The organism is Streptomyces sp. GMY02 (genome assembly GCF_019056675.1).
GTDB lineage: Bacteria > Actinomycetota > Actinomycetes > Streptomycetales > Streptomycetaceae > Streptomyces > Streptomyces odonnellii.
The window spans coordinates 7839138-7861982 of record NZ_CP077658.1 but is presented as its reverse complement, the minus strand read 5'-3'; the positions used below and the strand labels follow the sequence as shown (position 1 = coordinate 7861982).

Below are 22845 nucleotides of genomic sequence, written 5' to 3'. Positions count from 1 at the left end.
CGGTGGCGCGATCCGGTCCGGGAGGCGGGAAGACCCGCTTCCCTGTGATCCCACTCCAAGTTCAGTCCCTTGCGTGGGATTAAGGCAGTGACGGCCGGTACGTGTACTGGCAGTCAGTCCCTCACCGGCGGTCAAGGTCGTAGCGTGGAGGCATGGATAATCAAGCCGAGGTGCGGGATTTTCTCCGTACCCGCCGCGCCCGGATCTCCCCGGCACGGGCGAACATCATTGGTGGCGGCACCCGCCGTCGCGTCCCGGGCCTGCGCCGCGAGGAAGTGGCGTTTCTGGCCGGTGTGAGCGTCGATTACTACGCCCGGATGGAACGCGGAAATCTCGTCGGCGTCTCCGAGGAAGTACTCGCCGCGCTCGCCGCCGCCCTCGGCCTCGACGAAGCCGAAACCTCGTATCTGTACGACCTCGCCCGCTCCGCGAGGCCCCAGCCGGCCAAACGACGTAGAGCGCGGCGCGACACGGGGGTCCGGCCGAGCCTGCTCCGGCTTCTCGACTCCATCACCAGGGCGCCGGCCTGTATCCGCAACCAGCGTCTGGACTTCGTCGCCGGCAATCCGCTCGGCCGCGCTCTTTACGCTCCGGTGCTCGAGGACCCGGGAAGTGGCGGGAACAACGCCCTGTACGTCTTCCTCAACCCGGGCGCCCGGGTCTTCTACGCCGACTGGCAACAAGGAGCCGACGACGTCGCCACCACCCTCCGCCTTCATGCCGGACGCAACCCACGCGACAAGGACCTCACTGACCTCATCGGCGAACTCGTCACCCGAAGTGACGAGTTCAGGGTCCGCTGGGCCGCGCACAACGTGGGCTTCCACCGCGGCGGCGTCAAACGCCTCCACCATCCCGCCGTCGGCGACCTCGAGCTGGCCGTCGAGACGATGGAACTCCCCGAGAGCCCCGGATGGACGATGTTCGGCTACACCGCCGAACCCGGCTCACCCACCGAAGACCGGCTCCGTCTTCTGGGCAGCCTCGCCGTCACCCAAGCAGGTCATGGCGACCCAACAGACCTATCCAAGCACAGAGAGTAACAGCAAATTCCCTCATTCGACATCCTTCATCACTCACTGAATTTTTGGTGTACTGGAGATATGCGAAGAAGAGAGGCTACCGTTCACGAGAACGGGGTCCGACAGAACGGCTCCGTTGTCAGGACCGTCCGCGGCCTCGAGCGACAGGCGTGGCAGCGTCCGGTCGATTCTCCTCGGCAGCCACCAGTTGGCCTTGCCGATCAGGTGCATGATCACCGGAACCAGCACCATGCGCAGGAGGAAGGCGTCGACGGCCACAGCGGCCGCGAGACCGAGACCGAACATTTCGCTGACCCACTCTCCGTGCATGGCGGAGGAGGCGAAGACGCAGACCATGATGACAGCGGCGGCACCGATGACCCGGCTCGTCTCCGCGAGGCCGATACGGACGGCCCGACGGTGTCCTAGGGAACGAGTACCAGTTGCGCCAGGTCATCGGGAACCTGCTCGCCAACGTACGCGCTCACACCGGGCCGGGCGTCCCCGTCGCTCTGGCCGTCCGCCCGATGGGCTCGAACGCCGTACTGACCGTGGCCGACGAGGGTCCTGGTCTGAGTTCCGAGGACGCGGCCAGGGCGTTCGACCGGTTCTTCCGGACCGAGCAGGACAGCACACGCAGCGGAAGCGGCCTCGGGCTGGCCATCGTTCAGGCGGCCGTCCTCTCTCATGGGGGGGGGACCGTGGAGCTGGACACCGCTCCCGGCCGAGGCGTCACCGCCGTGGTGAGTTTGCCGCTTCAAGGTGATTCCGAGAAACGAAGTAGCGGTGACCGGGGCGCAGCAGGGTCATGACCTGACGATCAGGCGCGGCGAACGGCATAGTCGGCGAGACCGTCGGCCAGCATGTCGGCCGATCGGCCTACGCAGTCACGCAGGATCTGCTGCTGTACGGACAGGGGATGGCGTGCCACCAGGACACGCACCTCTTGCGAAGTGACGGTCCGCAGAAGGAGCACCAGCTGGGCTGCAGCGAGCCGCGTCGGCGGGTCGGGTGTCTCGGCACCGGCCTCCTCCGCGAGCACCTTGGCCAGTGCCTCCTCGTACCGGTCGAAGGTCACCAGCAGGCGCGCCTGCAGGGCGGCCGACTTCCCGATCGTCCGGTGGAATCCCTCCAGACCGTGGACCTGGTCAAAGTCGTCGACCATGGCATCCACGAAGTCCCGAACTGCGTCCAGCGCCGGAGTACCGGGAGCCCTGCTCCGTACCGCGTCGACCAAAGCGTCCCGAGTGGACTCCTCGGTCCCGAAGACCAGGTCTTCCTTAGAACTGAAGTACGTGAACAGGGTCTTCACCGACACATTGGCAGCGTCGGCGATCTGGGCAACCGTCGCTCCGTCGAAGCCCTGTTCGTCGAAAAGCCTCTCTGCGGCGTCCAGAATCGCCTGTCGGGTCATCTGCTTCTTACGCTCGCGCAGTCCGGCAAGGGGCGCCCGTCCGGGGGTAACTTTCACACAACCCACAGTAGAGATGATACTGTGAAAGTCAAGTCGGTGAATTTATCAAGTAAGGCGTCATCGACACCGCGCCATGATGCGCTGTGCGGGTCCGGTTCGAGCCCGGGCCCTGGGCTGCCGTAGTTCGCGCGGCCGCGCCCATACGGATGAGCATGGGGAATTCGTAGGCGCCGATCGCCGCGTCGACGTCGATGTGCGTGCGTGAAGTCAGTGCGTCGACGAGTTCGAGGGCGTCGAGGAGGCCCATGTTCACGCCTTGTCCGGTGAAGGGCGGCGTGACGTGGATGAAATCGCTTTTACCTCGTCCAGGATGCCGCGCACACGCGCTGAGAAGCCGGCGCACTCACGGTCGAGTTACGCACGCAGTCAGCGTTCTTGACCAGCGCACTGTTAGTGCGGCCAGGGGCTCCGTCGCAACGCCGGGCGAAGTAGACGCGGATGGAACCGTCACCGTTGCGCTGGCACAGCAACACCCTGTTGTCCCCGATGACCAGTCCTGATCCCCCGCCGACGATCTCCGCCGCCTACGAGCCAGGTAGCGGATGTTTGATCTCTCCGGCGATCAGGGTGACTCCGACGTAGGAAGGGGGTTCCCCGGCGACGGCGGCGCGGGCTTGGGAATTGACGCCGTCGGCGCCGATCACGAGATCCGCCTCGATCTCGTCGCCGTCCTCGATGGCGAGCCGCCAGCGGCTACCTGCCTGTTCCACCGCCGACACTCTGCGGTTCCACTCGATGGCGCCCTGGGGAAGGGAGACCCTGCACCGAGTTCATCAATCACAAGGAACGACAGGCCCGTACCCCCCCGTTTCGATGGATGGCCACACCCGCCCGGCCCCTCACGTGACCGCCGCCTTCGAGCGGTCCGTCCCACCGGAATCCGTGCCCGCGCATACAAACTCGCCGCCGCAGAAGCACTGGGCTCCCTCACCGGCACCCTCCGGACGGCGATTCCCGCACTGACCGACGACGACTGCCGCGACGTCGTCACGGCAGCGGCACCCAGAGGTTCCGCTTGCCGGCGTCGCGCCCACCGGGCAGCTTCAAACAGGAGCGGGTTCGGTCTTCCAGGCCGACTTCTTCGTCGAGCCAGCGTTGGTCCGTAACCCTCGGCATTGTAGTGGTCCGTGGACACACTCGGGTCACGTTTCTCGTCCTCATCCAGGCTCCTGGCCCAGGCTGCGCGGCGGTAGGCGTACGCGTCGCCGCCCAGCCGGAGTCGCAGCGAAGGCTCGTCGTGTCACGTGACGGTAAGGACCTGGCCGACTTCGGCGGGGTCGCCGTTCGGCCAAGTTGCGGTGACGGCGAACACTTTGGGCCTGGCAAGACTCCGTGACGTAGCTGGTGTACCGGGACATGGGGCAACGTGCACAGCGCCGATCCAGTGGATCTCCACGGCAAACAGGGTGCCGAGGCGCAGCCGGCGGCCGTCAGTGGCGTGACGGTGCGGCAGTACCCGGGTCGGCAGCGCTTTCAACGAGTCGTTGCAGGTGCTGCTGCATCAGCTCTCGGGCCTGAAGGCGGAACAAGCTCAGGCGCCGTGTGTGTGACAGCAGGAGCAGGCCGGCGGCGTGTGCGAAGGCGTCGGCAGTGATCACCACTGCCCGATCGGGGTCGGCTCCCAGCTCCCGCGCGGCCTGCCTCACAGGCTCCAGTGTGGCCAGGAGAGAAGCGTTGAGTTCCCGGTTGAGTTCCTCGGACAGTCCGCGGGGCTCGATTCCGCCACCGAACAGGTAGAACCCGAGATCGAGATCGCGGGGATTGGCATCGTAGAAATCGAAAAATGCGACGCCCGCGCCGATGAGGCGATCCGCCGCGCTGCCCGCCGGGGCGGCGGCGGTCTCCGTGGCTTGCCGCAAGCGTGTCAGGGACTCGCCGAGTGCCGCGGCGTAGATGTGCTCCTTGCTCGGGAAGTAGCTGTAGATCGCGCCCGGGGCGTAGCCCGCCTCCTTGGCGATGGCGCGGATGCTGGCACCGTGCAGGCCCTCTACGGAGAAGACGCGCAGTGCGGCTTCGAGGATGATCCCCCGCTTCATTTCGGCTACGGCGCTGCGCCGCCGCTCCGATGCGTCCCCGGCCATGGGACCACCTCGCCCTCGAAGTGCGGTAACGCTTTCGCAAGCATCAGAGTGTTCCTTATTGAACAGGCTTCCATGCCGCGATGGACGTTGCGTCTGTCCCGGCTCGCGCCGCATCTCGTTCCGTACGGCATCTTGAGCCGAAGCACGGCCGCCCCGTGTTCACCGACCAAGATTTGCACCAAAAATACCTTTTATTCCCCCCCCGTCCCAGTGTTAGCGTGAACAGTGTTCGAAAATTTGGACATCATTCATTGCTTGGTGGTGTCGTTCAACGATGTCGCAGAACACGGACAGGGTTGTCAGCGAGCGGGTCGCGGACTACACCGCGCGCTTCGCGTCATTTCTCCAGGGCACGGTGGCCACCGTCGAGGAAGAGCTGGCCGGCCAGGAGGTGGGGACCGGGGGGCGGCCGGGCCTGGACGAGGCGGGCCGTATGCATCCGATGGTGTGGGAGGCTCGGCGCGAGGTGCGGCGCCAGGCGGGTGATGCCGGACTGTACGCCCCGCACAACAGTGTTCACGTGGGCGGCGGAGGCTTCTCGCGAGTGGAGATGCACCATGTCGAGGAGTTCGTCTACCGCCGAGCCGGGCTGGGCCTGGGGCTGGCAGCCCTCGCGTGGACCGAAGGCCCCAACCCGGCCATTGAGCACTGCTCCCCGCAGGCGCGCGAGCAGTACCTCAGCCCCCTGATCAACGGTGAGATCACCGCGGCGTTCGCCAACACCGAGCGGGACGCCGGCACCGACGTGCTGGGTATGTCGACCTCGGCCAAGCGGGACGGCAGCGACTGGATCATCAACGGGGAGAAGGCATGGATCACCAACGCGCACTTCGCGGATGTCGTGCAGGTCGTGGCCGTCACCGAGCCGGGTACGGGCAGCCGGTCACTGTCGATGTTCCTTGTCGACGCGAACATGCCCGGGTTCCGCCGCGGGGCCGACCTGCCGACGATGATGACCGACGGGCTCACCGGCGAGCTGGAGTTCAGCGATGTCCGTGTCCCCGCCGAGAATATGGTCGGTGAGACCGGCGACGGCTTCGCACTGGCCATGTCATGGATCAACTGGCGGCGGCTGTGCCGGGGCGGCATGTGCGCGGGCTGGGGCCGGTGGCTGCTTGACCGCGCCCTCGGCTACGCCCGCGAGAGGCGGGCGGGCGGGCGGCCGATCGCGGATCTCCAGGCCGTGCAGCGGTTGCTGGCCGACATGGACGCCGATGTCTACCAGGCGCGTGCGACCTCGCTGGTGGCCCAGGCGGAACTCGACGCGCTCGGCCCGTTCGACATCCCGCTGCACCCCGAGGCACCGCGCCTGATCAGCCTGGTCAAGGTCATCAACGACGAGGCGTTCGGTCGTGTGACGGATAACGCTGTACAGATCCGCGGCGCCAGGGGCCTTCTCCTCGGCTCGCCGGAGGAGAAGCTGTTCCGTGTGGCCCGCAACCTGCGCATCCCCGCGGGAACCGCCGAGGTCCAGCGCAATGCCATCGCTCGCAGCCTGCTCCGGGAGCGTGCAGCATGACCACTCAAGAGGCCGTACCACTCACGCAGTACTCACCGGGCGGTGGATGTGCCTGCAAAATGCCCCAGAGCCTGCTGAATGATGTGCTGTCCACAATGCGCGGCGACGGCCTGCTGGCCGCGGTCTCGGGGCCCCTGTGGGTGGGGACGGATCCGGCCGACGACGCCGCCGTCTACGACCTGGACAGCCGGTCCCTGGTGTTTACCTGCGACTTCCTCACCCCCGTCGTGGACGACGCCTACGACTGGGGGCGAATCGCCGCCGCGAACGCTCTGTCCGACGTGTACGCGATGGGTGGCCGTCCGCTTGTAGCGCTCAACATCCTTGCCTGGCCCGCCGATCTCGACCGGGAACTGCTCGCCGAAGTGATGCGCGGCGGTGCAGCGGCGGTCGGCGAGGCCGGGGCGCTGCTGGCCGGCGGGCACAGCATTACAGATCCAGCCCCCAAGTACGGGCTCGCCGTCGTCGGCGACGTCGACAGGGGCACGATCCTGCGGAAGGGTGGCGGCCGCGCCGGTGACGTACTGGTGCTGACCAAACCCCTGGGAGCGGGAGTTGTGGGAACCGCGGTGAAACGCGGCGAAGCCGACCCCGCCACCGTCCGGGCCGCCGTGCAGGCGATGACCCGGCTCAACGCCGACGCCGCGGCGGTGGCCCGCGCGGCACGCCTCAGCGGCGGCACAGATGTCACCGGCTACGGGTTGATCGGGCATCTGCATGAGATGGCCTTCGCCGCCGGCGTTGCCGCACGGGTCCGGCCCGGCGAGATACCGCTGCTGCCCGGTGTCACTGAGCTGATCGAACGGGGATGCGCTCCCGACGGGACGCGCCGCACCCTCGCGGGCGCCCTCGACGAGGGATGGTTCAATCCAGGACCGCTGACGCGTTCGGGTCAGATACTCCTCGCCGACGCACAAACCTCCGGCGGACTGCTGCTCGCGGTCGAGCCCGACCGCGCCGACACCGCGGTGGCCCATCTGCGCGATCGCGGCGACCGAGCCGCCGCGATCGTCGGTGATCTTGTGGCTGGGGCCCCTGGAATTGTGAGCGTTCGGGGAGGACATCCATGAGTGCTCCCGTATGCGTCACCGGCCGGTTCCAGCCGGTGCACCACCAGCACCTGGAGCTCTTCGAGCTGGCACTGCACGAGGGCGAGCACCTGATCGTCGCGGTCACCAACCCCGACGCCGGGGCCCGCCGGGAGGAGGCCTCCTCGGCCCACCGGCACCTGCCGTCGTCCAACCCCTTCACGTACTACCAGCGGGTCCGCATGCTCCAGGCCGCCTGCGCCGCCCGCGGCCTGGAGGCCCGCACGACAATTGTTCCCTTCGACCTGACGCGTCCCGGGCACTGGAGCGACTACGTACCCCTCGACGCCGTCCACTGGGTACGTGCGTACAGCGACTGGGAATGGCACAAGGCTCAGATGTTGGCGGAGGCGGGCTATCAGGTCCGCGTGCTGACGGGCGATCCCGGACACCGCCTGTCCGCGTCCGACATCCGGGGCCGCCTGGCGGAGCACTCCGACTGGCAGGAGCTGGTACCCGAGGCAATCGTCCCTCACCTTCGCCCTCTTTTCACCTCGGCTCTCACCTCGACGGCCAAGGAGCATGGCGCATGAAGCAGCCCGGCTACGGCGAGGACCATCAGCGCCCGGGCGACGACCGGCTGCCCATCGTCCTCGTCATCCTCGATGGCTTGGGGGACCGCCCCGTCCCCGAACTGACCGACCGCACACCGTCCGAGGCCGCCCACACCCCGCACCTGGACGCGCTGGCCCGCCAGGGATCCAATGGCTGGCACCTGCCCTTCGGCTGGGGCCGTGCCCCCCACCTCCGAACTCGCCCACTGGGCGATGTTCGGCTACTCCACGGTGCCCTTCCCAGGCCGCGGCGTCCTCGAAGCCCTCGGCGCCGACGTGAACGTCACCCCGAACGCCGCGACTGTCCACGCCTCTCTGCGTACCTCCCAGCAAGACGGTGACCGACTGTGGATCACTGGACGGTCCCTGCGTGCCGACAACGACGACGCGGACGCGCTGCTCACCGCACTCGGGCCGACACTCGCCGACCACGGCATCCACATCCAGTCGCTCGGTGGACGGGGCGAGGCTCTGCTCACCGCACCCGCGCACACGATCGCGGATGTCACCGACTCCGACCCGTTCTTCGAGGCCTTCCACCCATGGCTGCAGCCCCGGCCCACCAGTGACGCTGGCAAGCCGTTTACCGTGACACTGACGAACGCCCTGTACGCGGCTCGGAAGTACCTGGTCGGCAGCCCGATCAACAGCCGCCGAACCGCCCGCGGTCTACCCGCGCTGGACGTACTGACCACCAAGTGGGCCGGGGTGTACGAGCACGTACCCGCCTTCATCGACCAGATCGGCGTCGCCGGAGCGGCCGTCACCAGCACCCGGCTCTACCGGGGCCTGGCCACCATGCTCGGTATGCGGCACATCCATCTCGGGCCCCAGGCAGACATGAAGCAGGACCTGGATGCCCGTCTCACCGCGGCCGAGGAACTCATCGACGTCGGCGCACGCTTCGTTCACGTACATACCAAGACCACCGACGAAGCCGGCCATACCAAAGCCCCGCACGCCAAGCGAACCGTCCTGGAGGGAATCGACCGCGGACTGGCCCGTCTCGGAGACATCGCCGAGCACGCGATCGTCGCCGTCACCGGAGACCACTCCACGCCCTCCACCCACAGCCTGCTGCACGCTGGTGAGCCCACTCCGCTGACGGTCGTCGGCCCCACGGTCCGATGTGACGAGGTCACCGCCTTCGGCGAGGCACCCGCCAGACACGGGTGGTACGGAACTGTGCGTGCCGACGAGTTGCTGCCACTGCTGCTCGGCCACGCCAACCGGCCGGTCCTGCTTGGCCACCGCATCACTCCTCGGCCTGTGATCGCACTGGCCGACCAACCACAACACCTGCGAGTTCAATAGGACTGAGACACGGCAATGAGCACCTATCACGACACCTACAGGGCAAGTCTCGACGACCCGGAACACTTCTGGCAGCAGGCCGCAGCAGCGATCGACTGGTACCAGACACCCACTCGAATCCTGGACCGGTCCCATCCGCCGTTCTACCGGTGGTTTCCCGACGGTGAACTGAACACCTGTTACAACGCGCTTGACCGACACATCGAGGCCGGAGACGGGCAGCGGACCGCACTCATCTACGACAGTCCGGTCACCAATACCAAGGCCACCTACTCCTACGCGCGACTGCGGAACGAAGCAGCCCGCTTCGCCGGCGTCCTCACCAACTGCGGTGTTGTCAAAGGCGATCGAGTAGTGATCTACATGCCGATGCTGCCGCACACGGCGATCGCGATGCTGGCCTGCGCCCGTATCGGCGCCGTGCACTCGGTGGTCTTCGGCGGGTTCGCGCCTCAGGAACTGGCCATCCGCATTGACGACGCCTGCCCCAAGGTAATCGTCTCAGCGTCCTGCGGAATCGAGGGAACCCGCGTCATCGACTACAAGCCACCGCTCGACAAAGCCATCGACATCGCCGAGCACACCCCTGACTGGTGCATCATTCTCCAACGCCCCCAAACCGAAGCCGCAATGCACGACCGCGACCTGGACTGGGAGACCGCGACCGCCCAGGCGGACCCGGTCGAGTGCGTATCGTTGGCAGCCACCGATCCCCTGTACATCCTGTACACATCAGGAACCACGGGGAAGCCCAAGGGCGTTGTCCGTGACAACGGTGGTCACGCGGTCGGCCTGCGCTGGTCCATGGCCAATGTCTATGACATCGGCCCCGGCGACACCCTCTTCAGCGCCTCCGACGTGGGCTGGGTGGTCGGCCACTCCTACATCGTGTACGGCCCGCTCCTGACCGGCGCGACCACGATCCTGTACGAGGGCAAACCGGTTGGCACTCCTGACCCCGGGCAGTTCTGGAGGGTCATAGCCGAGCACCAGGTCAAAGCGATGCTCACCGCACCGAGCGCGGTGCGGGCGATCCGGAAGTAGGATCCGAAAGGCGCATTCCTGCGCGAGTACGACCTGTCGCGGTTCAAGTACCTGTTCTTCGCCGGCGAACGGCTGGATCCGCAGACCCTGGGCTGGGCCCACAAACACCTCGGCGTGCCGGTAATCGACAACTGGTGGCAGACGGAGACCGGCTGGCCGATCGCCGCGAACCCGATGGGTCTGGACCCCATGAAGGTCAAACCCGGCTCGCCCACAAAGCCGGTGCCCGGATGGGACATCCAGGTTGTCGACCGGTCCGGCAAACCCACCGAGACCGGCACCGACGGCCTGCTGGGCCATCAAGCTGCCCCTGCCGCCCGGGGCGCTGACCACGTTGTGGAACGACGACTCGCGGTTCGTATCCTCCTACCTCGCTTCGGCCGACGGCTTCTACATGACCGGCGACGGCGGCCACCTCGACGCCGACGGTTACCTATTCATCATGGGGCGTACCGACGACGTCATCAACGTCGCGGGGCACCGGCTGTCCACCGGCGCCATGGAAGAGATCCTCGCCTCCCACCCGGACGTGGCCGAGTGCGCCGTCATCGGGGTCACGGACCCGCCCAAGGGACAGGTGCCACGCGGCTTCGTCGTCCTCACGGCCGATGCTACGACGGACCAGCAGATACTCTGCGCCGAACTCATCCAGCTAGTGCGTGAGCGGATCGGTGCCGTCGCATCTCTCAAAAACGTCTCCGTCGTCGCTTCCCTGCCCAAGACCCGCTCCGGGAAAATCCTGCGCGAGTACATGCGCACCATTGCCAGCGGCAAGCACGAGCCCACACCTGCCACCATCGACGACCCCGCAGCCATCGACGCCTTGAGGTCCACCCTGCGCGAAAACACCTGAGAGGGGAGCGGGGGATGTACGCAGAGCGGGCGAGCGCACCGCTTCCGCGGAGAGGTGAGCGCCGAGGCGTCGTCGGGCTCAATGGTGCCCTGCACGCAGCCGAAACGGCGGGGCTGGTTATTGGCTGACTGGCTGCGGCCCGAAGCCTTTGATCGACCACGCATAAGGAGGGAATTTTGAACGCGCGTTTCGTCCTGCCGCAGCGTGCTGTACGGCGAACCGCACGCCCCGCGCAGGGGCTTCACCCCGACCGTCCTGGTCGACATCACGGCCTTCCTGGACGACAAGGTCAAAGCGCTGGCCAGGCACGAGTCACAACGAGGCCGCTGGTATCTCGGCGAGACCTACACCCGCCTACGCGCGACGGCGGCCGGCTGGCGGCTGCGACCCTCGGACGCCGCGGCGGGCCGTGCCTTCGAGGCGTTCGAAACGCCGCTACTCACGCTGCTGCACCCCGTGCCGGAACAGGAGTAGTCAGTGATCTACATCGAGCAGCCGCCGTTCCTGCCGTGGCTGGGTTTCTGCGAGGCACTGATCGCCTGCACGAGCGTCGCGCTCTACGACGACGTGCAGTTCACGCAGGGCGGATGGCAGAACCGCAATCGGATCAAGACCGCCAACGGCCCCGCCTGGGTCACCGTTCCGGTGGTCCGTGCCACAGGGCAGCTCATCCGTGACACACGGATTGCCGATGACTTTCGACATGCCGAGCATGGTCAAGACGCTACGCCTGGCCTACGGACGTAGCCCGTACACCGAAGAAGCCCTCCAGGTCATCGAGCCGCCCCTGTCGGCCGGTCACCGCTGGCTGGCCGACCTGAACACCGACCTCGTAACGCAGATCGCGCTTGCGCTCGGCTCCCGTGCCTCCCAGCTCCATACCTCCCGGATGTCCTCGACCACCGCCGATGACAAGTCCGAGCGCCTGGCACGCATCTGCGCCGCCGCCGGCGAGCACGAACTATGGGCCGGTTCGGGCACGAGGCAGTACCTCGACACCACGGCGCTCGCCGAGCACAAAATCACCGTCACCTGGAATGAATTCACCGACCGGCACCCGCGCTACGCCCAAGCCTGGCCCAAGCAGGGCTTCGAGCCGGGCTTGTCCGTCATCGACGCCGCCTGCGCCATCGGCTGGGCCGGGGTGTCGGCCATGCTCAACGCCGGCCTGAGCACCTACCGCCCCACGGGGGAAGCACAGTGACCCGGCCGCTCATCATGACCGGCATCGACCTGCCCTTGGAGCCGTCCTGCGGCTCCACCATCTGGTGCAACGACCTGGCTTGCCCCTGACTTCCGCATCACGTTTCTGGCCCTGCCCGGCTCCGGCGGATGGCAGCACTCCTTCGAGGAAACCACCGACCTCACCGCAGCGAAGCGACCTTACGGCCCAGACTTCGCCCAGTACGCCGAGAAGCTGACGGAGGAGGTCGAGCGCCTGGTGCGTGAGAGGCGTCCGGACCTCATCCACGCCCAGCACCTGGGCTTTGGACTCGCGCTCGCCTTCGCCCGCGCTGCGGGCAGTACTCCGCTCATCTCCATCGCGCACGGAACCGATGTGATCGCCGCCGCCGAGAACGAGCAGGTCCGCGATGCGCTGATCGAGATCATGGCTGCCAGCACGGCCGTCGCTGTACCGAACGCGGCCATGGCCGACCAGGTGAACGCCCTCACCCAGAGGAAGTTCAACGACCGGCTGATCACCATCCCCTGAGGCATCCCCGTACCGGACCACCCCACCGTTCAGCCCAGCAACAGGCGCCGACTACGGCTGCTGCACGCCGGGCGACTCGACCCGAACAAGTCCACGGTCACCGCGATCGAAGCCATGGCCTTCACTGCCGACGAGCATCAGCTCACCGTCATCGGCAGCGGCAGCGAACTGCCCGGCCTCACGGCGCGGACCACTGACCTCGGCCTCAGCCACCGGATTCGGTTCAAGCCATTCATACCCCGCGAGGAACTATGGCTGCGCTTCGCCGGCTTCGAGGCGTTCCTGTTCACCACCAAGCAGTTGAGGGCATTCGGCCTGGTCGCTGTCGAAGCCCAGGCCCATGGACTCCCGATCGTGTACGGCGACCTGCCCGGCCTCCGCCACACCCTCGGCGCCGGGGCCCTGGCCTATCAGCCCGGCGACACCGCCGCCTTGGCCGCATGTATCGACCAGCTCGCCAACGACCCCGAACTCCGCCGCACCCTGGGCGACGTAGCAGCGACCAGCGCTCGGCGCCACGACATCAGCACCACCACCGCGCACCTGCACGAACTGTCGAAGACCGTGATGGGAGCTGCCGCCCGTGTCTGACATCCCGCTGTACGCCAGCCGCCTGTGGCCCCCCGTACGCCGCCGCGCCGCCGACGCGACCGCGCCCACCATGGACCTGCTGGAATCCCTGGGATACGTCGCCAAGACCGACGCCACCGGTGTCTTCACCCTGCTGCCGCTGGGGCTGCGCGTCCATGATCGGCTCACCCGGATCGCCCAGACGGCGTTCGAGGAGCGCGGCGCGAACACCGTCGCCTTCCCCACCCTGCAGAGCCGCACGCTGTGGGAGCAGTCCGGCCGCTGGGACGTCTACCGGTCGGAGGGCGCGCTGCTGACGTCAACGAGCAGGAGTGGCGAGCAGATGTGTCTGGCCCCGACCTCCGAGGAGATCGCAGCCGCCACCGTGCGCGAACACCTGCGCTCCCACCGCGACCTCCCGGTCCGGCTGTTCCTCAGCACCTCCAAGTACCGCGACGAGATTGCCCCGCGCGGCGGATTGATGCGAGGCCGAGAGTTCACCATGGCCGACGCCTACACCTTCGACACCACCCCCGAAGGAATGCGCACGTCGATCGGCTTCCTCAACGACGCCTGCCATGCCGCCCTGCTGGGCATGGGCCTGACCGGCGTCTTCCAGGCCGCGGCCGACGGCGGCTGCATCTCGGCCGGCCCGACCACCGAACACCTGGTCCTCGGCGACACCGGGCAGAGCACCATCCTGGTCTGCGACCGCTGCGGCCACCGCGGCGACGACGCCATTCTGCGGGCCCGGCCGGCTCCACTGAACGACCCGGTCGTCAACATCATCGCCTTCGCCCTCACCGCAGACGACGGCTCGACCGTCCCGGCAGCCGTGGCGATCCGCTCGGACCTCCGGGTCAGCCCTCGCAAACTCGCCGCCGCCACCAGCGCCACCCGCGTCGATCTCCTCGACTTGGCCCAACTGCCCGAGCTGTTCGGCAAGGAGGCCGGCACTCTCACGCCCTGGGACTGCACCGGAACCACCACCCTCTTCGACACCTCCGTCGCCCACCTCGACAACTTCGCCATCTCGGACGGCTCTACCGGTTTGCGCCACAATGTGGGCTGGTCGGGGACCGCCGGTCTGGAAACTCTGTCGCCCACCGGCACCGACCTCCACCGCGCAGCCCAGGGCATGGGATGCGGCCACTGCGAGGACGGTCACTATCGCGAGGCGCGGGCCATCGAACTCGCCCACGTCTTCGAGCTTGGCACCCAGTACACCGCCCCGATGAACGTGTCTTTCACCGACGAACACGGGGCCGCGCGCACCCCGTACATGGCCTGCTCCGGCATCGGCATCACCCGCTGCCTCCAGACCCTTGCCGACCTCCAACGCGACAAGGACGGGCTCCGGTGGAAGAAGGGAACCGGGCCCGCCGACCTCCACATAGTCGTCCTGCGGCCCGACCAGCCAGCCATGCGCGAACGCACCGACCAGGCCGTACGACAGCTCCGCGACCGCGGAGCCGCTCTGTTCGTCGACGACCGCCCGGAACCCGCCGGCGAGAAGTTCCGCTACGCCAAGCTCCTCGGCCTCCCGCATGCCTTGGTTCTCTCCCCCCAACAGGACGGGGACGAGGCCGAGTTCATCGACCGGTGGACCTCCAGGGCGCACCGAATGCCAATCAGCCAAATCCCGGATGCCCTGAATCTGCGTTAAGCCAGCCGCATTCCCAGCTAAAGCCAATGTAAGCAGTCGCTCAACTATTACCGCACAGTGTGTCGAAATCCGCCTGCCTAAAAATAAGGAAAAGGAACGACCAGAGAAAAGGTAAAGGCGTGACTTAAATTCTCCTCCGATTCCGATCTCGGCATTGACCGGACTTCCCCCCCTTCCCCTAACCTCGAAGTCACCAACGGGTCGTAGCTCAAGGGCTGGAGCACGGCATAAGTGTTGCCGAAGAGCTGGTTCGAATCCAGCCGACCCGACAAACCTCCCAGTGGGTACCGCTCGGATGCCCAGCTCACAGCGCCGGGCGCGGTAGCAATGAAAACCCGAAGAAAATCCCCTTCAATGAAATTGCAACCACACAGGCCAGGTGCAGTCTGAATGAAAATTGGAATTACCGGAGGCGGAAGCGCCGGACATGTCGTCCCCGCCCTTGCCGTAGCGGCCCGGCTTCCCGAACAAGGCGTGAAAGAACTGGTGTTCTTCGGGCGGCCGGACAGTATTGAGCACGAATATGCGGAGAAGGCCGGCATCCCGTTTTGCCCAGTTCCCTCTGCGGGCCTGAAGCGCTACGGCTCATGGAGCAACCTGTTGATGCCACTCACTGTGCTGCGCGGCATCGCTGCTGCAGTGAGGGCCATGCGACGCGAACGCCCCAACGCACTGTTCTCCAAAGGCTCGTACGTATCCGTGCCCGTTGGGATCGCCGCCTGGCTTTGCCGAGTCCCGATCGTGATCCACGAGTCCGACCACTCCCTCGGCCTCGCCAACAAGATCGTCACCCGGATGGCCACCAGGGTCTGCCTGTCCGTCGCCGCCCCTGCCGACACACCACAATGGCTCGCCCGCAAATCCGCCGTCACTGGTCTGCCGCTGCGACACGACCTCGCCAACGGCGACCCGGAAAGGCTCCGTAAGGGGCTCGGCATCCCTGCCGGAAAGCCCGTACTGCTGATCTTCTGCGGGAGCAGCGGATCCCAGCGCATCAACGACGCCGTACAGAGCCAACTCGAATCGCTGCGTGCGCGCTTCGCGATCGTGCACGTCCGAGGGAAGGGCAACCTTGCCCCCTCACTCCAGAACGTACCGGGGTACTGGCAACTGGAGTACCTCCACGACGAGATGGCCGACGCCCTATGGCTCGCCAACCTGGTAATCGGACGCGCCGGCGCAACGACGCTCGCCGAACTCGAAGCGCTCGGCAAACGAGCCGTCCTCATTCCGCTGCCTGCCACAGTCAACCGCGGCGACCAGCTCGACAACGCCGCCGCCTACGCGCGACGGCACCCCGGGCGGTGCGTTGTGGTGCCCGACGACGACCGGCTGCACGATGGAGCATCTCTGGCCAAGGCGTGTATGGAGCTTGCCGCCGACCTCGGCCAGACCGATCGGAAGTGGCCCGGCCCGGAGGTCATCCATCGTGCCGCCGACCTGATCGCGCAGGAGACCGTCGCTGCAACCAGGCCGGGCCGCACCCGTCGCGCCCGGTAGAACTCAGCCGTCGTGGTGCCCGTACATCGCCAGGATCTGCTCGTCGGACTCCCCGCGGTGGTACACGTGAAAATGCAGGTGCTGGGACTCCTGATACAGCCCGACGTTCGTGGTGACAGAAGCCGCGCCGTGCTCTCCCTTGATCTGCGCTGCGACCTGCCCTACAACCGCCATGACTTTCGCCAGCAGTTCCTCGCCCCCGTCACCGAGGTCGATCAGCGAAGGAATATGCCGCTTCGGTACCACCACGACGTGCACCGGATGGGCGGGATTGGTGTGCTCGAACGCGAGCACATCCTCCGTCTCCACCACCACCTTGACCGGCGTAAGTCCAGGGATGGCCTGATGGCAGTAGAAGTCCGAAGTCGACGGGGCCACAGCAGCGCTCACAGTAAGTAACTTTCCGTGTCGGGCGGTAACTTCGTCGCCACACTACCCTCCAACCTCTAGCCAACTCGCTTCACATCAGCCTCGCGAGGTCTCGTTGGCTCTTGGTGTACGCCCGGCGGGTGGCATGGGATAAGACGCCACGGTCGGCCCCTACGGAGGGAACTGCGGCCTGCTTCAGCAAGCCGTCGATCTTCACATGGAGAGGGGTCGCGCGGGCGTTCGGATCGTTCGTCACACAGCGATCACGGACGCTCTCACTCCTCACCGCGGATCGCCCGTTGGGATGATCATCCAGCCTTCGGCTCCCAGAAGCACCCCGTCTCACCCGAACGGATGTACGTGTCCCTCGCGTGCAAACCCTTGTCCCGCAGGCCGTGCCGCGCGGCGCTGTTGGATCGATACTGAATGCCAGCGGCGGACCGCCGCAGAGCGTCTTCAACCGCGCCCGAAGGAGCTGACCATGCGTCAGAAAAGTCAGCATCTAGTCAGCATCAGTATCGCCGAAAGCCGCTTCGGAGCGCCGGGGACCGCCAAGATCGCAGAGTGACCACAGCACATGTGACCTGCGAAAACCATGGTCAGAGGCATAGCTGCTAACCTACCCGGGAGACACCCATGAAGATGCTCATCAATGTGCCGGAGACCGTGGTCGCGGATGCCCTTCGGGGGATGGCCGCGGCGCACCCGGAGCTTTTTGTCGATGTGGACAACCGTGTGGTGGTACGGGGGGACGCGCCCGTCGCCGGGAAGGTGGGGCTGGTCTCCGGTGGTGGGTCCGGGCATGAGCCTTTGCACGGAGGGTTCGTGGGGCCCGGGATGTTGTCGGCCGCCTGTCCAGGTGAGGTGTTCACCTCCCCCGTGCCCGACCAGATGGTACGGGCCGCCGCCGCGGTCGACAGCGGCGCCGGGGTGCTGTTCGTCGTCAAGAACTACACCGGCGACGTCCTGAACTTCGACATGGCCGCCGAGCTGGCCGAGGACGAGGGCATTCAGGTCGCGAAGGTGCTGGTCAACGATGATGTGGCGGTGACGGACAGCCTCTACACGGCGGGCCGCCGCGGTACGGGCGCGACGCTGTTCGTCGAGAAGCTGGCGGGCGCGGCGGCCGAGGAGGGGGCGCCGCTGGAGCGGGTGGAGGCGATCGGCCGTCGGGTCAACGAGCGCTCGCGGAGTTTCGGTGTCGCCCTGAGCGCCGTCACGACCCCCGCCAAGGGCAGTCCGACCTTCGATCTGCCCCCGGGGAGCTGGAACTGGGCATCGGTATCCATGGCGAGCCCGGCCGCGAGCGGCGCGCGATGATGACCTCACGCGAGATCGCCGACTTCGCCGTGGACGCGGTGGTGGAGGATCTGCGGCCCTCCGGCCCGGTGATCGTCCTGGTGAACGGCCTGGGCGGGACACCGCTGCTGGAGCTCTACGGATTCAACGCCGAGGTGCAGCGGGTGCTGAAGGAGCGGGGCGTACCGGTGGCTCGTACCCTCGTCGGCAACTATGTGACATCGCTCGACATGGCCGGCTGCTCGGTGTCGCTCTGCCAGGTGGACGAGGAGCTGCTGCGCCTCTGGGACGCGCCGGTTAAGACCCCCGCGCTCCGGTGGGGCCGCTGAAAGCTTCCGGCGGCTCCGCTCAGAACTGCAAAGAGACAGCAAGGCCGACGGGGACGGCGGAGCGGAAGCGGAGACTGGCAGTGCGGGGGCGACGGCAGGGTCAGGGGCAGGGCAGAACGGTGCAGGACAAGGTCGGGCAGGGACAGGCATCAAGGACAGGGCTCAGGAACACAGGAACAGCAGGGCACGATTGACGGGCGAGGGAGATCACGTGACCGATCAGAAACCCGACCGGATACTCGACTCCGACTTCTTCCGCCGCTGGCTGACGGTCGCCGCCGCCATGGTGGAGCGCGAGGCCGGCCGGCTCACCGAACTGGACTCGGCGATCGGCGACGCCGACCACGGCAGTAATCTTCAGCGCGGTTTCCGGTCGGTGACGGCCGAGCTGGAGAAGGAGTCGCCGGCCGGCCCCGGGGCCGTACTGGTGCTGGCGGGACGCCGGCTCATCTCCACGGTGGGCGGTGCGTCGGGGCCGCTGTACGGGACGCTGCTGCGGCGTACGGGCAAGGCGCTCGGCGATGCCACCGAGGTCACCCCCGGTGAGTTCACCGAGGCGCTGCGCGCCGGGGTCGCGGCGGTGGCTCAGCTCGGCGGAGCGAAGGCCGGGGACAAGACGATGCTGGACGCGCTGGAGCCGGCGGCCGAGGCGCTTGGAACTTCGTTCTCCGCCGCCGCCGAGGCCGCGGAGAAGGGCGCCCTGGCGACCGTACCCCTCCAGGCGCGCAAGGGCAGGGCGAGTTATCTCGGCGAACGGAGCATCGGGCACCAGGATCCGGGGGCCACCTCCTCCGCCCTGCTGATGGCCGCTCTCGCGGAAGCCGCGGAGGCGACGCCATGAGCAATGGGGAGCCGGTCGGCATCGTGCTGGTCTCGCACAGTGGACCGGTGGCGGAGGCCGTCGCCGTCATGGCCCGGGGGCTGGCGGGCGGTGGCGCGACCGCGCCGGTGGCGGCGGCCGGGGGTACGCCGGACGGGGGCCTCGGCACCAGCTCCGAGCTGATCTCGGCCGCCGCCGCGCAGGTGGACCGGGGTGCCGGTGTGGCGATACTGGTGGATCTCGGCAGCGCCGTACTGACGGTGAAGAGTCTGCTCGCCGAGGGCGACGAACTCCCGGCGGGGGCACGGCTGGTGGACGCCCCGTTCGTGGAGGGCGCGGTGGCGGCGCTGGTCACCGCCTCGGCGGGCGGGAATCTGGACGCGGTGGAGGCGGCGGCGACGGAGGCGTACCAGTACCACAAGGCGTGAGCGAGCACGCCGATCGGGGTGACCGTGCCTCCGCCCACGGACTGCCCGGCTCGGACCACATGGGCGCGACGCACATGGGTGCGGAACACATGAGTGTGGAGCACATGGCTCGGGGGCACATGAGCCGGGGGGCACATGGGTGGGACGCACATAGGGGCAGCGCACATGGGTCCGGGACACATCAGCCCGGGGCACCGATCCGGGACACATGTGCGCGACGCACATGGATCGAAAGCACATGGGCGTGGGATACACCGCCCAGCGGCATATTGGCTCGCGGAGCACCGGGAAACGGCGCATAGTCGCCGTGATCCGCGCATCGCGCCTCCGGGTCCTCCCCCGTGGGAATACTGACTTCGTACCGATCAGGATCAGTACGGGGCACAGGACCGCGGAGGAACAAGCATGGTGAACACGGCAGACGCGGAGACCGACCGGGCGCGCGGGGAGGGTCCGTACCGTTCCCCGGACCGCCGGACCCGCCATGCCGTGGTCGTCGGCGGGAGCGTCGCGGCCCTGCTGACGGCCCATGTGCTCAGCAGCCATGCCGACCGTGTGACGGTCGTCGAGCGCGATCTTCTTCCCGAAGGACCGGAGCCACGGGCGGGTGTCCCGCAGAGCCGCCACACCCATGTTCTGCTGGAGGGCGGGCAGCGGGCGCTCGACGAGTTACTTCCCGGCATCGTCGCCGAACTGCGCGAGCACGGCGCGCCGCGGGTCGGACTGCCCAGCGACATCGTGCAGTGGCAGGCCTGGCGCTACTACCGGCGTACCGGCGCCACCGCCCATCTCCTCACCGGGACCAGGCCGTTGCTGGAGTGGCTGGTACGGCGGCGGGTGCTGGCGGAGCCGCGGATCACGGTGCTGGAGGGCACGGAGGTGGTGGGGCTGGTCGGGGACTCGGCCCGGGTCCGGGGCGTACGGCTGCGCCGACGCGGGTCGGAGACCCATCAGGACGTACGGCAGCTCGCCGCCGATCTGGTCGTGGACGCGTCGGGCCGAGGTTCCCGAGCACCGGACTGGCTGGCCGCGATCGGCGCGGAACCGCCGCACGAGGAGACGCTCGACACCGGCTTGGCGTACGCGACCCGGGTCTACCGGCACGGGGACACGAACGGTTCCGCGGACACCGGGTCGACCGACACCACCCCGGCCCACGCGGGCTCGACCGACACCGGCTCGACCGACACGGCTCCGGCCCACGCCGACCCCACTGACACCACCCCGGCCCACACCCACCCCGCCCACACCGGCCCAATCGACACCACCCCGGCCCACACCGGCCCGACCGACACCGACCCGACCGGTGCCGACACCGGCCCTGCCCGCACCGCCGATTCCAGTGCCGGCGCTTCGGACACCGGTGCCGGCGTCACGGACAGCAACCCCGACAACTCGGTGGCCGGTAGCGGTGACACCGGCGCGACGGACAGTGTCGGTTACTACTTCGTCCCCGGCCGCGGCCAGGCCCGTGGCGGGGTCGCCCTGCCCGTCGAGGGTGGCCGCCATCTCGTCACGCTCTCCGGCCTGCGCGGGAGCGAACCGCCGTCCGACGAGGCCGCGTTCGTCGACTTCGCCGCCCAGCTCCCCCATCCGGTGCTGCACGAGTGGCTGTTGAAGGCCCGGCCCGAGTCGCCGGTGCACGCCTTCCGCTCGACGGCCAATGTCCGGCGCCGGTACGACCGTCCGGGCCGCCGTCCGGCCGGCTTCCTCGCCATCGGCGACGCACTGTGCGCGTTCAATCCGGTGTACGGGCAGGGTCTGGCGGTCGCCGCGCTCGGCGCGGTCGCACTGCGCGACGCGCTGGCCGATCCCCGCCGTACCCCCACAACACGCCGAGTGCAGCGGGCGTTGCTCAGGGCCTCGCGGCAGGCCTGGGACATCGCTGCCGGAGCCGACAAGGAGCTGCCGGGCGCGCGGGGCGACGCGGCGAGGACCCGTGCGGTGGACCGTCCCGCTGCCTGGTATCTCGCCCGGGTGGTGCGGCGCGCGCCGGGTGACCCGGTGGTCGGTGCGGCGTTCCGCTCGGCGACTTCGCTCGTATCACCGGTCTCGGTGCTGTTCGCGCCGCGCGTCGTACGAGCGGTGCTGTTCGGCCCGGTCCTGCCCGCGCCGACGGAACCGCCGCTACGGAAGGAGAGCGCGGCTGGCTGACCGCGCGGAAACCGGGCAGCGGCGGGACGGACTGGCCGGAGTGTCCCGCCCCCGGCACCGCATCCTCAGCGCCCGGTCCCGGAAGCCGCCTCCGCTCACAGCGGGGTCGCGGCCTTGAGCACCAGGAAGAGCGTGATCGTCGCGTTCGCCGAGGAAAGTGCCGAGCCGATGGTTCCCGCCGCGGCCGTCCAGACCGCAAGGCCGACCGCGGTGGACACCGACGGCCAGCTCACGGCCGTGGGCGCGGGTTCCAGCAGGGCCGCGACCCGGCGCGGGACCGGGCCCGGCGCGGCGAAACCGGCCAGCGTCGGGGTGGGCGTGCCCCGGGAGACCAGCGCGGCCTTGCCGATGGCGCGTGCCACCACCGTACGTTCGCCGGTCACCCGGGCCGCCTCCTCGTCCGCCCATCGTTCGGTGGTGTACGCCACCGCCGAACGCAGCGGGCGCAACAGCGGGTTGGCCCGCGCGGCGAGCCGTACGGCGAGCAGATACCTGTGGTGGTGCCCACCGAGATGAGCGTGCTCATGGGCGACCAGCGCCGCGCGCTCCCCGGCGTCCAGACAGTCCAGCATGGCCGTGGACACCACGACCCGCCCGGCCCGGGTCCCCGTACCGGCACCCGTACCGGGCAGTGCGTACGCGTACGGTGCCTCGTCGGTCAGTACGGCGAGTTCGCCCACGGGCAGACCGGCCAGGGCGCGGTGAGCCCGGCGGCGCACCGTACAGTGCCGCCCGGCCGCCGCCACACACCCGGCGGCGACCGCGACCAGAGCGACGATGGCCGCCTTGCCCGCGATCTCGTCGTACGGAACGGCCGCGCGGACTTCGGGGTCGGACCAGGCGTCCGGCAGCGGATTGCCGGGGAGCTGCGCCGTACCGACCACCACGAGCAGCCCGAGACAGAGCGTGCTGCACAGCGCCAGCACCCCGGCCAGCACGGTCAGTAAGCGGGTGGCGATACGGGGATGGAGATACGGTTCGGCCAGCCGTGCGATGGGCAGCGCGGTCAGCGGGAGTACGAGCGGCAGAAAGACGAACACCCCCACC

The 22845-nt window shown here is 68.1% G+C and carries 22 protein-coding genes, 1 tRNA gene and 4 pseudogenes; 20 read left to right on the top strand and 7 right to left on the bottom strand.

The window, feature by feature from the left end:
* Positions 1 to 152: 152 nt before the first annotated feature.
* A complete protein-coding gene (locus KQY30_RS33460) occupies positions 153 to 1043 on the top strand; it encodes a helix-turn-helix transcriptional regulator (protein WP_217310266.1) in 891 nt (296 codons plus the stop codon).
* 33 nt (positions 1044 to 1076) lie between these two features.
* On the opposite strand, the pseudogene KQY30_RS33455 reads toward KQY30_RS33460, so the two are convergent.
* Positions 1077 to 1445: pseudogene (locus KQY30_RS33455) on the bottom strand (MMPL family transporter); the annotation flags it as partial.
* Between the two features lie 20 nt (positions 1446 to 1465).
* On the opposite strand from KQY30_RS33455, the gene KQY30_RS33450 reads away from it, so the two are divergent.
* Positions 1466 to 1834, top strand: a complete 369-nt coding sequence (locus KQY30_RS33450; protein ID WP_217310265.1) for a sensor histidine kinase KdpD — start codon at positions 1466 to 1468, stop codon at positions 1832 to 1834.
* Positions 1835 to 1842: 8 nt separating this feature from the next.
* On the opposite strand, the gene KQY30_RS33445 is transcribed toward KQY30_RS33450, so the two are convergent.
* The 4 genes from KQY30_RS33445 to KQY30_RS33430 form a co-directional block, all read right to left on the bottom strand.
* Positions 1843 to 2493, bottom strand: a complete 651-nt coding sequence (locus tag KQY30_RS33445) for a TetR/AcrR family transcriptional regulator (RefSeq protein ID WP_254407448.1) — start codon at positions 2491 to 2493, stop codon at positions 1843 to 1845.
* A 31-nt stretch (positions 2494 to 2524) separates the two neighbouring features.
* Entirely contained in the window at positions 2525 to 2743 is a 219-nt protein-coding gene (locus KQY30_RS33440; RefSeq protein WP_217310264.1) for a hypothetical protein, read from the bottom strand.
* 277 nt (positions 2744 to 3020) lie between these two features.
* Complete coding sequence (locus tag KQY30_RS33435) at positions 3021 to 3206, bottom strand: hypothetical protein (protein ID WP_217310263.1); 186 nt, start codon at positions 3204 to 3206, stop codon at positions 3021 to 3023.
* Positions 3207 to 3926: 720 nt separating this feature from the next.
* On the bottom strand, positions 3927 to 4577 hold the full coding sequence (locus tag KQY30_RS33430) for a TetR/AcrR family transcriptional regulator (protein ID WP_217310262.1): 651 nt from the start codon (positions 4575 to 4577) through the stop codon (positions 3927 to 3929).
* Between the two features lie 274 nt (positions 4578 to 4851).
* Here KQY30_RS33430 and KQY30_RS33425 point away from each other — a divergent pair, with 274 nt between their 5' ends.
* The 14 genes and pseudogenes from KQY30_RS33425 to KQY30_RS33370 all read left to right on the top strand — a co-directional run bounded on the left by KQY30_RS33425 (position 4852) and on the right by KQY30_RS33370 (position 16399).
* Entirely contained in the window at positions 4852 to 6096 is a 1245-nt protein-coding gene (locus KQY30_RS33425) for an acyl-CoA dehydrogenase family protein (protein WP_217310261.1), read from the top strand.
* Positions 6093 to 7166, top strand: coding sequence for a selenide, water dikinase SelD (gene selD, locus KQY30_RS33420; protein ID WP_217310260.1), 1074 nt, complete (start codon positions 6093 to 6095; stop codon positions 7164 to 7166). The genes KQY30_RS33425 and selD overlap by 4 nt, the downstream gene beginning before the upstream one ends.
* Positions 7163 to 7717 (top strand): adenylyltransferase/cytidyltransferase family protein, encoded by a 555-nt coding sequence (locus KQY30_RS33415; RefSeq protein WP_217310259.1) that lies wholly within the window; start codon positions 7163 to 7165, stop codon positions 7715 to 7717. Before selD ends, KQY30_RS33415 begins: the two co-directional genes overlap by 4 nt.
* Positions 7714 to 7869: pseudogene (locus KQY30_RS37555) on the top strand (hypothetical protein); the annotation flags it as partial. The gene KQY30_RS33415 and the pseudogene KQY30_RS37555, both read left to right, overlap by 4 nt.
* 49 nt (positions 7870 to 7918) lie before the next feature.
* Complete coding sequence (locus KQY30_RS33410; RefSeq protein ID WP_217310258.1) at positions 7919 to 9052, top strand: hypothetical protein; 1134 nt, start codon at positions 7919 to 7921, stop codon at positions 9050 to 9052.
* Between the two features lie 15 nt (positions 9053 to 9067).
* Positions 9068 to 10949 (top strand): annotated as a pseudogene (locus KQY30_RS33405) (propionyl-CoA synthetase).
* Positions 10950 to 11153: 204 nt separating this feature from the next.
* Complete coding sequence (locus tag KQY30_RS33400) at positions 11154 to 11423, top strand: hypothetical protein (protein WP_217310257.1); 270 nt, start codon at positions 11154 to 11156, stop codon at positions 11421 to 11423.
* Positions 11424 to 11426: 3 nt separating this feature from the next.
* Positions 11427 to 11696, top strand: a complete 270-nt coding sequence (locus KQY30_RS36860) for a WbqC family protein (protein WP_254407446.1) — start codon at positions 11427 to 11429, stop codon at positions 11694 to 11696.
* Positions 11653 to 12153: a WbqC family protein gene (locus KQY30_RS33395; protein WP_254407445.1), complete on the top strand. Its 501-nt coding sequence runs from the start codon at positions 11653 to 11655 to the stop codon at positions 12151 to 12153. The genes KQY30_RS36860 and KQY30_RS33395 overlap by 44 nt, the downstream gene beginning before the upstream one ends.
* 96 nt (positions 12154 to 12249) lie before the next feature.
* Positions 12250 to 12663 carry a glycosyltransferase gene (locus tag KQY30_RS33390; RefSeq protein ID WP_217311460.1) on the top strand — a complete coding sequence of 138 codons (414 nt, stop codon included), beginning with the start codon at positions 12250 to 12252 and terminating at the stop codon, positions 12661 to 12663.
* A gap of 3 nt (positions 12664 to 12666) precedes the next feature.
* Positions 12667 to 13254, top strand: a complete 588-nt coding sequence (locus KQY30_RS33385; protein ID WP_217311461.1) for a glycosyltransferase family 4 protein — start codon at positions 12667 to 12669, stop codon at positions 13252 to 13254.
* Positions 13247 to 14899, top strand: coding sequence for an aminoacyl--tRNA ligase-related protein (locus KQY30_RS33380; RefSeq protein ID WP_254407444.1), 1653 nt, complete (start codon positions 13247 to 13249; stop codon positions 14897 to 14899). Before KQY30_RS33385 ends, KQY30_RS33380 begins: the two co-directional genes overlap by 8 nt.
* Positions 14900 to 15096: 197 nt before the next feature.
* Positions 15097 to 15168: transfer RNA gene (locus tag KQY30_RS33375), tRNA-Thr, on the top strand.
* Positions 15169 to 15289: 121 nt separating this feature from the next.
* Positions 15290 to 16399, top strand: coding sequence for a glycosyltransferase (locus KQY30_RS33370; protein WP_217310256.1), 1110 nt, complete (start codon positions 15290 to 15292; stop codon positions 16397 to 16399).
* Between the two features lie 3 nt (positions 16400 to 16402).
* On the opposite strand, the gene KQY30_RS33365 is transcribed toward KQY30_RS33370, so the two are convergent.
* Positions 16403 to 16789 carry an HIT domain-containing protein gene (locus KQY30_RS33365; RefSeq protein ID WP_217310255.1) on the bottom strand — a complete coding sequence of 129 codons (387 nt, stop codon included), beginning with the start codon at positions 16787 to 16789 and terminating at the stop codon, positions 16403 to 16405.
* Positions 16790 to 17404: 615 nt separating this feature from the next.
* Here KQY30_RS33365 and dhaK point away from each other — a divergent pair.
* The 4 genes and pseudogenes from dhaK to KQY30_RS33345 all read left to right on the top strand — a co-directional run bounded on the left by dhaK (position 17405) and on the right by KQY30_RS33345 (position 21798).
* A pseudogene (gene dhaK, locus KQY30_RS33360) lies at positions 17405 to 18396 on the top strand (dihydroxyacetone kinase subunit DhaK).
* Between the two features lie 235 nt (positions 18397 to 18631).
* On the top strand, positions 18632 to 19237 hold the full coding sequence (dhaL, locus tag KQY30_RS33355; RefSeq protein ID WP_217311458.1) for a dihydroxyacetone kinase subunit DhaL: 606 nt from the start codon (positions 18632 to 18634) through the stop codon (positions 19235 to 19237).
* Positions 19234 to 19644, top strand: coding sequence for a PTS-dependent dihydroxyacetone kinase phosphotransferase subunit DhaM (locus KQY30_RS33350; RefSeq protein ID WP_217310254.1), 411 nt, complete (start codon positions 19234 to 19236; stop codon positions 19642 to 19644). The genes dhaL and KQY30_RS33350 overlap by 4 nt, the downstream gene beginning before the upstream one ends.
* Positions 19645 to 20049: 405 nt before the next feature.
* Positions 20050 to 21798 (top strand): NAD(P)/FAD-dependent oxidoreductase, encoded by a 1749-nt coding sequence (locus KQY30_RS33345; RefSeq protein WP_217310253.1) that lies wholly within the window; start codon positions 20050 to 20052, stop codon positions 21796 to 21798.
* Positions 21799 to 21893: 95 nt separating this feature from the next.
* On the opposite strand, the gene KQY30_RS33340 is transcribed toward KQY30_RS33345, so the two are convergent.
* The gene (locus KQY30_RS33340; protein ID WP_217310252.1) at positions 21894 to 22844 is read right to left on the bottom strand and encodes a M56 family metallopeptidase; all 951 of its coding nucleotides are present in this window, start codon (positions 22842 to 22844) and stop codon (positions 21894 to 21896) included.
* Position 22845: the final 1 nt, after the last annotated feature.